Source organism: Streptomyces sp. NPDC013455 (genome assembly GCF_040632975.1).
Taxonomy (GTDB): Bacteria; Actinomycetota; Actinomycetes; order Streptomycetales; family Streptomycetaceae; genus Streptomyces.
Genome location: NZ_JBEYCX010000045.1, coordinates 1 through 14,806 on the forward strand (window position 1 = coordinate 1; position 14,806 = coordinate 14,806).

Genomic DNA, 14,806 nt, shown 5'->3' on the forward strand with positions numbered 1-14,806 from the left:
CCGCTCCAGGAGGGCCTGCTCTTCCACCACCTCCTCGCCGAGGGCGGCGAGGACGCCTACGTCATGCGCGCCGTCCTGGAATTCGACGAGCGGGAGCGTGCGGACGCGTTCACGGCCGCCCTCCAGCAGGTCGTGAACCGGCACGACATCTACCGGACCTCGTTCGTCTGGGAGGGCCTGCGCGAGCCGGTCCAGGCCGTGTGGCGCCGTGCCACCCTGCCCGTCACCGAGGTCGCCCTCGACCCGCACGGCACCGACCCGGTGGCCGAGCTGATCGCCGTCGGCGGCGCCTCGATGGACCTGAGCCGGGCCCCGCTCCTGGACGCCCATGTCGCCGCCGACCCCGGCGGCGACCGCTGGCTGGTCCTCGTCCGGATGCACCACACGGTCCGCGACCACACCGCGCTCCAGGTGGTCCTCGACGAGGTGCGGGCCTTCCTCGCGGGCCGGGGCGCCGAACTGCCCGCACCGCTGCCGTTCCGCGACTTCGTCGCCCAGGCGCGCGGCGGAGCCGACCGGGCCGGACACGAGCGCTACTTCGCGGAACTGCTCGGCGACGTCACCGAGCCCACCGCCCCCTACGGGATGGCGGACGTGCGCGGCGACGGTGCCGACACCGTCCACGCAGTCGTACCGTTCCCCCCGGAGCTGGACCGGCGCCTGCGCGCGGTCGCACGCCGTCTGGGCATCAGCACGGCGACCGTCCTGCACGTCGCCTGGGCGCGGGTCCTCGCCGCCGTCAGCGGCCGCCAGGACGTGGTGTTCGGATCGGTCCTGTACGGACGGCTGAACGCGGGCGCCGGAGCCGACCGCGTGGCCGGCCCGTTCATGAACACCCTGCCCGTGCGCGTACGGACGGCGGAACGGGGCGCGCTGGCGGCGGTCTCCGCGATGCGCGGCCAGCTCGCGGAGCTGCTCGAGCACGAGCACGCGCCGCTGGTCGTGGCGCAGCGCGCCAGCGGTATCACCGGCGACACCCCGCTGTTCACGTCCTTCCTCAACTACCGGCGCAACCCGGGCCGTGCCGCCGACGAGGGCATGGACGGGGTGCGGCTCCTGTCGGTGCGCGAGCGCACCAACTACCCGCTGGTGGTCCTGGTCGACGACTACGGCGACCGTACGGAGGTCGCGGTCGACTCCGTCGCGCCCATCGACTCCCGCGCGGTCGGCGTCCTCGTGCGCACCGCCACGCAGCACCTGGTGTCCGCGCTGGAGGCCACGCTCGACGGTGGCCCCGACGTGCCGCTCGGCGCGATCGAGGTCCTGCCCGAGGACGAGCTCCGCCGGGTGCTGGTGGAGTGGAACGACACGGCGTGTGCGACCCCGGCCGGGCTGGTGCACGAGGTGTTCGAGCGGCAGGCGGCCCGCACTGCGGAGGCCGCCGCCGTCGTCAGCGAGGGCACGGAGGTCTCGTACGCCGAGCTGGACGCGCGGGCGAACCGGATCGCGCACTACCTGATCGGTCAGGGGATCGGCGCCGATGCGGTGGTGGGTCTGTGCCTGCCGCGGGGCGTGGACATGATCGCGGCGATCCTGGGCGTGTGGAAGGCGGGCGCGGGCTACCTGCCGATCGATCCGGGGCAGCCTGCCGACCGCGTGGCGTTCATGCTGCGGGACAGCGGTGCGGCGCTGGCGCTGACGACCGAGGAGATCCTGGACGAGCTTCCGGCCGGCCGCTCTCGTCTGGTGGCGATCGACGACAGGTTCGTACAGATGCAGCTCGCGGCCGCATCGAGCGAGACCCCCGGCCGCTCCGTCGACCCGCGGTCGCTCGCGTACGTCATCTACACCTCGGGTTCGACCGGTCAGCCCAAGGGCGTCGCCGTCACGCACGGCGGCCTCGCGAACTACTTCTCCTCCGTCCCGGAACGCGTCGGATTCGGCCGCCACGGCGCCCGCTACGCCCTGTTGCAGGCGCAGGCCACCGACCTCGGCAACACCGTGGTCTTCGCCAGCCTCGCCAGCGGGGGCGAGCTGCACATCCTGGAGGAGGGCGCCGTCACGGACCCGGTCGCGGTCTCCGCGTACCTCGCCGAGCACCGGATCGACCACGTCAAGGCCGTACCCTCGCACCTTGCGGCGCTCTCCGCCGCCGGCGGCGTGGAGGGAGTCCTGCCGACGGGGTCCCTCGTCCTCGGCGGCGAGGCCGCGTCCCCGCTCTGGCTGCGGGAGATGATCACCGCCGCCGGTGAGCGCGGCATCCACAACCATTACGGGCCCACCGAGACCACCATCGGAGTGGCGACCACCCGGCTCACCGCCGACCGCGTCACCGACGGTCCCGTCCCGGTCGGCACCCCGGTCGCCAACACCCGCTTCTACGTCCTGGACGAGCGGCTGCGGCCGGTCGCGCCTGGCGTCGTCGGCGAGCTGTACGTCGCCGGGGCCCAACTGGCACGCGGCTACGTGCGCCGGGTCGGGCTGACCGCCGAGCGGTTCGTCGCCAGCCCCTTCGAGCAGGGCCGGCGGATGTACCGCACCGGCGACCGGGCCAAGTGGACGGCGGACGGCGAGGTGGTCTTCCTCGGTCGCGCCGACGACCAGGTCAAGATCCGCGGCTACCGGATCGAGCCCGGCGAGGTCCAGGGCGTGCTGACCGGCCACCCGCTGGTCGCGCAGGCCGTGGTGGTCGCCCGCGAAGACACCCCGGGCGACCGGCGCCTGGTCGCCTACGTCGTGCCGGACGACCGGCACGACGTAGGCGATGAACTCACGGGTGACATCAGGCGGTTCGCGGCCCGGCGGCTGCCCGAGCACATGGTGCCGTCCGCGGTCGTCGTCCTCGACGCCCTTCCCCTGACCGGCAACGGCAAGCTGGACCGCAAGGCCCTGCCCGCCCCCGACTTCGCGGCCATCGCCGGGGCGGGCCGTCCCCCGGCCGACGTGCGGGAGGAGATCCTGTGCATGGCCTTCGCCGAGGTGCTCGGCCTGGAGAGCGTGGGCGTCGACGACGACTTCTTCGAGCTGGGCGGACACTCGCTGGTGGCGGTGCGCCTGGTCGAGTTCCTGCGCCGGTGCGGTGTCTCCATCTCCGTGCGCACGCTGTTCGACCACCCGACCGTCGCGTCCCTCGCGGCATCCGCCGGTACGGAACAGGTCGTCGCCCCGGACAACCTGATCCCGGCCGGCGCCACCGAGATCACCCCTGAGATGCTGCCGCTGGTCGACCTATCCGCCGACGAGGTCGCCACGGTCGTGGCCACCGTCGAGGGCGGCGCGGCCAACGTCGCGGACGTCTACCCGCTGGCTCCGCTCCAGGAGGGCCTGCTCTTCCACCACATGCTGGCGGACGGCGGCGACGACGCGTACGTGATGCCGGCGGTCCTGGAGTTCGACTCGCGCGCGCGGCTCGACGCCTTCGTCGACGCCCTGCGGCGCGTGGTGGACCGGCACGACATCTACCGGACCTCCTACGCATGGGAAGGGCTGCGCGAGCCCGTACAGGTGGTGTGGCGCCGCGCCGCGCTGCCCGTCACGGAGGTCGCCCTGGACCCGCACGGCACCGACCCGGTCGCCGAGCTGGTCGAGGCCGGCGGCGCGCGCATGGAGCTGGGCCGGGCCCCGCTGCTCGACCTGCACGTCGCTGCCGTTCCCGGCACCGACCCGGAGCGCTGGTTCGCGCTGATCCGCGCCCACCACATGGTGCGCGACGGCACCGCTCTGGAGGTGCTCCTGGAGGAGGTGACGGCGTTCCTCGACGGGCGGGGCGACCAGCTGCCCGAGCCGCTGCCGTTCCGCACCTTCGTCGTCCAGGCCCGCGGCGGCGTCGAACGGGCCGAGCGCGAGCGGTACTTCGGCGAACTGCTGGGCGATGTCACCGAGCCCACGGCCGCGTTCGGGCTGGTGGACGTGCGCGGCGACGGCGCCACCCTGGAGCGGGCGCGCATCTCGGCCGCCCCCGAGCTGAGCGCGCGACTGCGGGACGTGGCGCGGCGCGCGGGTGTGAGCGCGGCGACCGTGCTGCACGTCGCCTGGGCCCGCGTCGTCGCCGCCGTGTCCGGCCGCGACGACGTGGTCTTCGGCACGGTCCTGTTCGGGCGCATGAACGCGGGTGTGGGCGCCGACCGGGTGCCCGGACCGTTCATCAACACGCTTCCGGTGCGCGTGCCCACCACCCGGCTCGGCGCGCTGAGCGCCATCACCGCCATGCGCGGCCAGCTGGCGCGCCTCCTGGAGCACGAGCACGCGCCGCTGGTGGTGGCGCAGCAGGCCGCCGACCTGACGGGTGACGCCCCGCTGTTCACCGCCTGCCTCAACTACCGGCGCAGCATCGGCGAGGACCTGGACGCGCGCTGGAACGCGTCCCTGCCGGGCACCAAGCTGCTGTTCACGCGTGAACGCACCAACTACCCGCTCGCGCTGCTCGTCGATGACGACGGGGAGGGCATCGAGCTGATCGTCGACGCGGTCGCCCCGATCGACCCGGAGGCGGTCGCCGCCCTCGCGCACACCGCCGTCGAACAACTGGTGCGAGCCGCCGAGAACGCTTTGGACGGCGGGCCCGACCTGCCGCTGAGCGCCGTCCAGGTGCTCGGCGAGGCCGAGCGCCGCCGGGTGCTCGCCGAGTGGAACGACACCGCGGCCGAGGTGCCGCCCGCGGTGGTGCCCGAGCTGTTCGCGGCGCGCGTGCGGGCGACGCCCGACGCGGTTGCCGTGGCGTCCGACGGCGCCGAGCTCACCTACGCGGAGCTGGACGCGCGGGCCAACCGGCTGGGCCGGTTCCTGATCAGCCATGGCGTGGGACCCGAGTCCGTGGTCGCGGTCGTGCGGGAGCGCGGCGTCGATCTGATCGTCACCCTGCTCGGTGTCCTCAAGGCCGGCGGCGCCTATGTGCCGGTCGATCCGGAGTACCCGGCGGATCGCATCGCCTTCATGGTGCGGGAGTCCGGCGCGGCGGCCGTCCTGACCTCGGCGCGGTGCGCGCCCGCGGTACCGGCCGCGACCGGTGCGCCCGTGCTGGTACTCGACGCGCCGCCGCTCGCGGCGGAGGTCGAGGCGCTTCACGGCGGTGCCGTGACCGACGCGGAACGGAGCGCGCCGCTGCGGCCCGCCCACCCCGCGTACATGATCTTCACCTCGGGCTCGACGGGCGTGCCCAAGGGCGTGGTGGTCACGCACACCGGCATCGCCGGCCTGGTGGCCGCGCAGATCCAGCGGCTCGACGTCAGCGCCGACAGCCGGGTTCTGCAGTTCGCCTCGCCGGGCTTCGACGCGGCGACCTGGGAGCTGGTCATGGCGCTGTGCTCGGGCGCGCGCCTCGTGGTCGCCCCCGCCGGGACGCTGCTGCCGGGCGGCGGGCTCGCCGAACTCGTGGCGCGCCACGGGGTCACGCACGCCACGCTGCCGCCCGCCGTCCTGTCCGTACTGGAACCCGATGACCTCGCCCCGGTCACCACGCTGGTGTCGGCCGGTGAGGCGCTCGGCGCCGAACTCGTGGCGCGCTGGTCGCACGGCCGCCGCTTCGTCAACGCCTACGGCCCGACCGAGACGACGGTGTGCGCGACGATCTCCGACGCCCTGCGCGAGGACGACGACCGGCCCGGCATCGGCACACCGATCACCCACACCCGGGTGTACGTCCTCGACGACAGCCTCACCCCGGTCCCGGTCGGCGTCGACGGAGAGCTGTACGTCGCGGGCGCCGGGCTCGCGCGCGCCTATGCGGGCCGCCCGGCCCTGACCGCGGAACGGTTCGTGGCCTCGCCCTTCGACGGGGCGGGGGAGCGGATGTACCGCACCGGCGACCGGGTCCGCTGGACCGCGGACGGCCGACTGGCGTTCGCCGGCCGCGCCGACGACCAGGTCAAGATCCGCGGCTTCCGCGTCGAGCCGGGCGAGGTCCAGGCCACCCTGGCGGCGCACCCCGGCGTCACCCAGGCCGCCGTCGCGGTCCGAGACGCCGGCCCGAGCGGCAGGCGGCTGGTCGGCTATGTCGTGCCCGACCGGACCGGCGACCCCGAACTCGAACTGGAAGTGCGGAAGTTCGCCGAGACGCGACTGCCCGAGCACATGGTGCCGTCCGCGGTCGTCGTACTCGACGCCCTGCCGCTGACGGCCAACGGCAAGGTGGACCACAGGGCCCTGCCCGACCCCGGACCCGCCGTCGGCGCGGGCCGCGCGCCCACCACCGACCGGGAAAGGGTCCTGTGCGCGGCATTCGCCGAGGTGCTCGGCCTGGAGAGCGTGGGCCTCGACGACGACTTCTTCGCCCTCGGCGGGCACTCCCTGCTCGCCGCCCGCCTCACCGGCCGACTGCGCACGGTGCTCGGCCTCGAGGTGCCCCTGCGGGTGCTCTTCAGGGCGCGGACGGTGTCCGGCCTCGTACGACAGCTTGGAACTGTGAGCTCTGCTAGGCCCGCGCTGCGGCCGATGCGTACCCAGGAGGAGTCCTGATGATTCCGTTGTCATTCGCGCAGCGTCGGCTGTGGTTCATCTCCCAGTTGGAGGGCCCGAGCCCGGCCTACAACATCCGGGTCGCGCAACGGCTGAGCGGCGCGGTGGACCGCGCGGCGCTGGAGGCGGCCCTGCGGGACGTGATCGGCCGCCACGAGATCCTGCGCACCGTCTACGGTGTCGCGGCCGGCGAGCCCTACCAGCGCATCCTCAAGGCCGCGGACCTCGACTGGCGGCTGGCGGCGGTCGACGTCGCCCCGGACGACCTCGACGGGCAGATCGCCGCCGCCATCGGGTACGCCTTCGACCTCACCACCGAAGTGCCCGTCCGAGCCTCGCTGTTCACGACCGCGCCCGACGAACACGTGCTCGTCATGGTCGTCCACCACATCGCGGGCGACGGCTGGTCGATGGGCCCGCTGGCCCGCGACCTGTCCACGGCCTACGCGGCGCGCGTGAACGGCGCGGCCCCGGCGTGGAAGCCGCTGGCCGTGCAGTACGCGGACTACACCCTGTGGCAGCGCGAACTGCTCGGCGACGAGAGTGACCCCGAGAGCCTGTTCTCCCGCCAGACCGCCTACTGGCGCCAGGCGCTGGCGGACGTGCCGGAGGAGCTGGAACTGCCGTACGACCGGACGCGTCCGGCCGTACTCGGCCACCGTGGCCACACCGTCCCCTTCGAACTGCCGGCCCGGGTGCACGCGCGCCTCGCGGAGGTCGCGCTCGCCGAGGGCGTGACCCTGTTCGCCGCGCTCCAGGCCGCCCTCGCCGTGACGCTGTCCCGGCTCGGCGCGGGCACCGACATCCCGATCGGCTCCGTCAACGCGGGCCGCGGCGACGAATCCCTCGACGACCTGGTCGGCTTCTTCGTCAGCACCCTCGTGGTCCGCACCGACCTGTCGGGCGACCCGACGTTCCGCGAACTCCTCGCCCGGGTGCAGGAGGCGAGCCTGTCGGCATTCGAGCACCAGGACGTCCCCTTCGAGAAGCTGGTCGAGGAACTCGCCCCGACCCGCTCGCTGGCCAGGCACCCGCTGTTCCAGATCATGCTGATGCTCCAGAACACCGGCGAGGCGGCGTTGCGGCTGCCCGGAATCCAGGCCGACCCCGTGCCGACCGGAAACTCCGCCGCCAAGTTCGACCTGGAGATCGGCATCGGCGAGACGTTCGACGCCGACGGCACCCCGGCCGGGCTGCGCGGCACCGTCAACGCGGCCGCCGACCTGTTCGACGCCGAGTCCGTCCAGTGGATCGCCGAGCGGCTCGCCCGCGTCGTCGAGGCCCTCGCCGACGCCCCGGACACCCGGATCGGCGACGTACGGACGCTGGACGACGCCGAACTGCACCAGGTGCTGCACGAGTGGAACGACACCGGGACCAAGGTTCCGGCCGCCACCTTGCCGGAGTGCTTCGAGGCCCAGGCGGCCCGCACGCCCGACGCGGTCGCCCTCGTCGACGGCGAGGACACCCTCACCTATGCGGAACTCGACGCCCGCGCGAACCGGCTCGCCCGCCTGCTCGTGGACCGGGGCGTCGGCCCCGAGTCCGTCGTCGCCGTCCAGATGGAGCCCGGAGCGGACCTGGTGGCCGCGCTGCTCGCCGTGGTCAAGGCCGGGGGCGCCTATCTGCCGGTCGACCCGGAGTACCCGCAGGAGCGCATCGCGTACATGCTCGCCGACGCCCGGCCCGTGTGCGTGCTCACCAGCGTGGCCTGCGCCCCCGCCCTGCCCGGGTCGACGGACGCCGCGATCCTGGCCGTCGACGACGCCCCTGTACGGGAGGAACTCACCCGCCTCGACGCGGCGGACCCCACCGGCGCCGGGCGCCCGGCGCCGCTCCTGCCCCAGCATCCCGCGTACATCATCCACACCTCGGGCTCGACCGGCCGCCCCAAGGGCGTCGTCGTCAGCCACCAGGCCCTGGTCAACCACCTGTACGCGGCCGCCGAGCGCGTCCCGCTCGGCATGGGCGACCGCCTGGTGGCCGTGACCACGGTGTCCTTCGACATCGCCGCCCTCGAACTGTTCCTGCCCCTCGTCTCCGGCGCCGCCGTCGTGCTCGCCCGGCGCGAGACGGTCCGTGACCCCAAGGCCCTCCTCGACCTGGTCCGCACCAGCGGCGCGACCGCCCTGCAGGCCGTGCCGTCCCTGTGGCGGGCGCTCCTCGACGCCGGCGACTGGCCCCCCGCGGTGCGCGCCCTCGTCGGCGGCGAGGCCCTGCCCGAGGAACTGGCCGCGCGGCTGCACGCGCTCGGCGTGCCGGCGGTGAACCTGTACGGGCCCACCGAAGCCACCATCTGGACCACCTCCGCCGAGATCGGCGAAGGCCCCGTCGTCATCGGCAGCCCCTTCGCGAACACGCGCGCCTACGTGCTCGACGCCCGGCTGCGCCCCGTTGCCCCCGGCGCGACGGGTGAGCTCTACCTCGCGGGCGCCCAGCTGGCGCGCGGCTACCTGGGCCGCGCGGGCCTGACCGCCGAACGGTTCGTCGCCTCCCCGTTCCTCCCCGGCGGGCGGCTGTACCGCACCGGGGACCTCGCACGCTGGCGCCCCGGCGGGGTGCTCCAATGCCTGGGCCGCACCGACGGCCAGGTCAAGGTCCGCGGCTTCCGGATCGAGCCGGGCGAGATCGAGGCGGTCCTCGAACGCCACGCCCGGGTCGCCCGTGCCGCCGTCGTCGTCCGCGAGGACACCCCGGGCGACGCTCGCCTGGTGGCCTACGTGACCACCGCGGGCGGCGAGGAGGAACCGGACGCCGCTGAGCTGCGGGCCCACGTCGGAGCCGGCCTGCCGGGCCACATGGTGCCGTCCGCGGTGCTGGTGCTGGACGCGCTGCCGCTGACGGCGAACGGCAAGCTCGACCGCAAGGCGCTGCCCGCGCCCGAGTACGCGGTGGGTGCGGGCCGGGGCCCGGCGGACCTGCGCGAGGAACTGCTGTGCGCGGTCTTCGCCGAAGTGCTGGGCCTGGAACGGGTGGGCGTCGACGACGACTTCTTCGCCCTGGGCGGCCACTCGCTGCTGGCCGTCGAACTCATGGACCGGATCACGGCCGCCCTGGGCATCGACGTGCCCGTGCGGGCGCTGTTCCAGACCCCGACCCCGGCCGGGCTCGCCGCCTCGGCGGGCACGGCCCCCGCCCCCGTACCGCCGAACCTCCTCCCGGCGGACGCGACCGCGATCACCCCCGAGATGCTGCCGCTGGTCGACCTGACCGCCGCCGAACTCGCCGCGGTCGTGGCCACCGTGGACGGCGGCGCCGCCAACATCGCCGACGTCTACCCGCTGGCTCCCCTCCAGGAGGGACTCCTCTTCCACCACCTGCTCGCCGACGGCGGCCAGGACGCCTACGTCCAGCCCACGGTCCTGGAATTCGACTCGCGCGGCCGGCTCGACGCGTTCACCCAGGCCCTGCGCCAGGTGGTGGAGCGGCACGACATCCTGCGTACCGCCGTCGTCTGGGAGGGCCTGCGCGAGCCGGTCCAGGTCGTGTGGCGCCGCACCACCCTGCCCGTGGAGGAAGCCGCCTTGGACGCCCGGGGCGGCGACCCGGTCCGGCAGCTGCTCGCCGTCGGCGGCGCCGCGATGGACCTGTCCCGGGCCCCGCTGCTCGGCCTGCACATCGCGGCCGACCCCGCGGGCGGCCGCTGGCTGGCCCTGGTCCGGGCCCACCACATGGTGCAGGACCACACGGCGCTCGAAGCCGTACTCCACGAGGTACGCGCCTTCCTCGACGGGCGCGGCGCCGAACTCCCCGAGCCCACGCGCTTCCGCGACTTCGTGGCCCGCGTGCGCGGCGGCCTCGAACGCGCCGGACACGAGCCGTACTTCGCGGAGCTGCTCGGCGACATCACCGAGCCCACCGCTCCCTACGGCCTGGTGGACGTACGAGGCGACGGCGCCGGCTCGTCCCGCGCCCGCACCCCCCTCGCGCCGCACCTCGGCGCGCGCCTGCGGGACGTCTCCCGCAGCGTGGGCGCGAGCCCCGCCACCGTCCTGCACCTCGCCTGGGCCCGGGTCCTCGCCGCCGTCAGCGGCCGCGACGACGTGGTGTTCGGCACCGTCCTGTCCGGCCGCACGAGCGCCGTCGGCGGCGCCCGCCAAGCCCCCGGCCCGTACGTCAACATGCTGCCCGTGCGCGTACGCACCGGCGAACTCGGCGCCCTGGCCGCCCTGTCCGCGCTCCGTGAGCAACTCGCCCGGCTCATGGAGCACGAGCACGCGCCGCTCGCCATGGCCCAGCGGGCCGGCGGTGTCACGGGCGACACGCCCCTGTTCACCTCCCTGTTCAACTACCGGCGCGGCACCGCGGGCGGCAGGACGGACGGCGGCGGCCTCGACGGCATCCGCACCCTCTTCGCCCAGGAGCGCTCCAACTACCCGCTCGCCGTCTCCGTCGACGACGACGGCGACGCGCTGTCGCTCGCCGTGGACGCCCGAACCCCCGTCGACCCGCACGCGGTCGGCGCCCTCCTGCACACCGCGCTCGCCGGTCTCCTCAACGCCCTCGACGCGGCCGCCGACGGCGCCGCGGACCGGCCGCTGACCGACATCCCGGTCCTGGACGAGGCCCAGCAGCACCGCATCCTGGCCGAGTGGAACGACACCGCCGCCGAGGTGCCGCCCGCCACCTTCCCCGAACTGTTCGAGGCCCAGGCCGCGCGCACCCCCGACCAGGTGGCCGTCGTCGCCGACGGCGACACCCTCAGCTTCGCCGAACTGGACGCGCGCGCCAACCAGGTCGCCCGGCTGCTCGCCCTCCGGGGCGTCGGGCCCGAGTCGGTCGTCGGCGTGTGCCTGGAGCGCGGCACCGGCCCGGTCGTCGCCCTGCTCGGCGTGCTCAAGGCCGGAGGCACCCACCTGCCCGTCGACCCCGGCTACCCGGCGGACCGCATCGCGTACCTGGTCCAGGACGCGGCGCCCTCCGTGATCCTCGCCACGACCGGCACGGCCGCGGCCCTGCCCGCCTCCGGCGCGACCGTGCTCGTCCTGGACGACGAGGCCACCGCCGCCGAGCTGAGCGGGCTCCCCGACGGCCCGCTCGGCACCGGGCTCCGCCCCGAGCACCTGGCGTACGTCATCCACACCTCGGGCTCGACCGGCCGTCCGAAGGGCGTCGCCGTACCGCACCGCGGACTCGCCAACCTCGCCGCCTTCCAGCGCGCCGGAACCCTCGCGCGCTCCGGGTCGCGCATGCGCGTGGCACTGACCTACTCCCTGTCCTTCGACGCCTCCTGGGAACCGCTGCTCTGGATGGCCGCGGGCCACGAACTCCACATCGTTCCCGACGACGTACGGCGGGACACCACCGCACTGGCGCGCTACACCGGCGACCGGCGCATCGACCTGATCGTGGTCACCCCCGTGCAGGCCGAACAGCTCCTCGACGAAGGACTCCTCGACGACTCCGCTCACCGGCCCCGCGCGCTGCTCCTCGGTGGCGACGCCGTCGGCAGCGCCCTGTGGGAGCGGCTGCGGGCGACCGACGGGACGCTGGGCCTCAACTTCTACGGCCCGACCGAGGCCACCGTCCACGTGCTCTGCCACGACACCGACCAGGGCGAGCGCCCACTGATCGGCCGCCCCCTGCCCAACACCCGCGCCTACGTCCTCGACGGCCGCCTCGGCCCCGTCGCCCCGGGCGTCGCCGGCGAGCTGTACGTGGCCGGCGCGGGCCTGGCCCGAGGTTACGTGGGCCGCGCCGCCCTGACCGCCGAACGGTTCGTCGCCAACCCCTTCGAGCCGGGCACCCGCATGTACCGCACCGGCGACCTGGTGCGCCAGGACGCCGAGGGCCGCATGGAGTACCTGGGCCGCGCCGACGACCAGGTCAAGATCCGCGGCTACCGCATCGAGCCCGGCGAGGTCGAGGCCGTGGCGGCCGCGCACCCCGGCGTCGCGCAGGCGGCGGTCGTCGCCCGCGAGGACGCCCCTGGCGACCGGCGCCTGGTCGCCTACGTCGTGCCCGCCGAGGACGCCGCCGACCTACCCCGTGCGGTACGCGAGTTCATCGCCGCACGGCTGCCCGAGCACATGGTGCCCGCGGCGGTGGTCGCACTGGACGCCCTGCCCCTGTCGGCCAACGGCAAACTCGACCGCGCCGCCCTGCCCGCGCCCGCGTACCCGGCGAGCGTGGGGCGCGGCCCCGCCACGCTCCACGAGGAACTGCTGTGCGCCGTGTTCGCCCAGGTCCTGGGCGTGCCCCGGGTCGGCGTCGACGACGACTTCTTCGCGCTCGGCGGGCACTCGCTGCTCGCCACCCGGCTGATCAGCCGGATGCGTACGGCCCTTGGCCTCGAGGTGCCGCTGCGGGCCCTGTTCGATACGCCCACGGTTGCCGGGCTCGCGGCCAGGCTCGAGGGTGCCGCGTCGGCCCGCACCGCGCTCGTTCCGATGGAGCGCCCCGAACAGATCCCCCTCTCCTACGCCCAGCGCCGCCTGTGGTTCGTGGGCCAGCTGGAGGGCCCGGGCGCGACGTACACCATCCCGGTGGCGCTGCGCCTTTCGGGCACCCTCGACCGGGACGCGCTCGGCGCGGCCCTGCGGGACGTGATCGGCCGGCACGAGGTGCTGCGCACCGTCTTCGACGTGGCGGACGGCGAGCCGTACCAGCGGATCACGGCCTTGGACGACCTGGCCTGGCAGCTCTCGGTGGCCGAGGTGGCCCCGGCGGAGCTGGACGAGGCGGTCGCCGGGGCGCTGGCGCGCCCCTTCGACCTGGCCGCCGAAGTGCCCGTCCGGGCCTGGCTGTTCAAAACCGCAACCGATGAGCACGTCCTCGTCATGGCCGTGCACCACATCGCGGGCGACGGCTGGTCGATGGAGCCGCTGGCGCGTGACCTGTCGGTGGCGTACGCGGCGCGGCGCGCGGGCCGGGCGCCCGAGTGGGAGCCGCTGCCGGTGCAGTACGCGGACTACGCGCTGTGGCAGCGGGAGCTGCTCGGCGACGAGCGGGTCGCGGACAGCGTGATCAGCCGCCAGGTCGCCTACTGGCGTCAGGCGCTGGCGGGCACGCCGGAGGAGCTGGTGCTGCCGACCGACCGCCCGCGGCCCGCCGTCCCCTCCCACCTGGGGCACAACATCCCCCTGGTGGTTCCGGCGGAGGTGCACGCCCGCCTCGTGGAGGTGGCGCGCGCCGAGGGCGTGACTCCCTTCATGGTGCTCCAGGCCGCCCTGGCGATACTGCTGTCGAAGATGGGTGCCGGCACGGACATCCCGATCGGCTCGGCGAACGCCGGGCGTACGGATGAGGCGCTGGACGACCTGGTCGGTTTCTTCATCAACACGCTGGTGCTGCGCACGGATCTGACCGGTGATCCGACGTTCCAGGAGGTCCTGAGGCGCGTACGGGAGACGAGCCTGTCCGCATTCGCCCATCAGGACGTGCCGTTCGAGAAGCTGGTGGAGGAGCTGGCGCCGACGCGTTCCCTGTCCCGGCACCCGCTGTTCCAGGTCATGCTGAAGGTGCAGAACACCGGTGAGGCGGTCCTCGACCTGCCGGGCGTGCGGGCCACCGGACTCCCGGCGGGCGCCTCGACCGCCAAGTTCGACCTGGACGCCTCGGTGTCGGAGGTCTTCGACGAGGCGGGCGTCCCGGCGGGCCTGCGCGGTTCGGTCGTCGCCTCGGCCGACCTGTTCGACGCGGCGACGGCCGAGCGGCTCGTGAACCGCTGGGTGCGGGCACTGGAGCGGCTGACCACCGAGCCGGAGCTGTCGCTGAGCGCGCTGGACGTGCTGGAGGAGACCGAGCGCGGGCTGCTCGCCGAGTGGAACGACACGGCCGCCGAGGTGGTCGCGGGTTCGCTGGTGGAGCTGTTCGAGGCGCAGGTGGCTCGTACGCCGGACGCGGTCGCGGTGGTCGCGGGCGAAGCGTCGCTGTCCTATGGCGAGTTGGAGCGTCGGGCGAACCGTCTGGCCCGCCATCTGGTGGCTCGGGGTGTTGGTCCTGAGTCGTTGGTGGGGGTGTGTCTGGAACGGGGGGCCGACCTGATCGTTGCGCTGCTGGCCGTGTTGAAGGCCGGTGGTGCGTATCTGCCGCTGGACCCGGAGTACCCGGCCGGCCGGATCGCGTTCATGGTCGAGGACGCGGCGCCCGTGGCGGTGCTGGCCTCGGCCGCGACGGCGGGTGTGCTGCCGCCGTCGGAGGTGCCGTTGGTGGTCGTCGACGACGCGGCGACGATGGCGGCGCTGGCGGGGTTGGATGCGGGGCCGTTGGGTGTGGTGGTGCGGTCGGAGCATCCGGCGTATGTGATCTATACGTCGGGGTCGACGGGGCGGCCGAAGGGTGTGGTGGTGTCGCATGGGGGTGTGGTGAGCCTGTGCGAGGGTCATGGCCGGACGGTGTTCGCCACGGGCGGGGGTGTGTTGCGGGTGGCGTTGACGACGTCGGTGTCTTTCGATGCGTCGTGGAACCAGCT

Annotated in this window: 2 protein-coding genes; both read left to right on the forward strand. The window is 74.3% G+C overall.

Features of this window, described 5'->3' with window-relative positions; all coding sequences use genetic code 11:
- A partial coding sequence (locus ABZ576_RS33970; protein ID WP_360749856.1) for an amino acid adenylation domain-containing protein occupies positions 1–6,393 on the forward strand: 6,393 nt, incomplete at its 5' end.
- A partial coding sequence (locus tag ABZ576_RS33975; RefSeq protein ID WP_360749859.1) for an amino acid adenylation domain-containing protein occupies positions 6,393–14,806 on the forward strand: 8,414 nt, incomplete at its 3' end. The genes ABZ576_RS33970 and ABZ576_RS33975, both read left to right, overlap by 1 nt.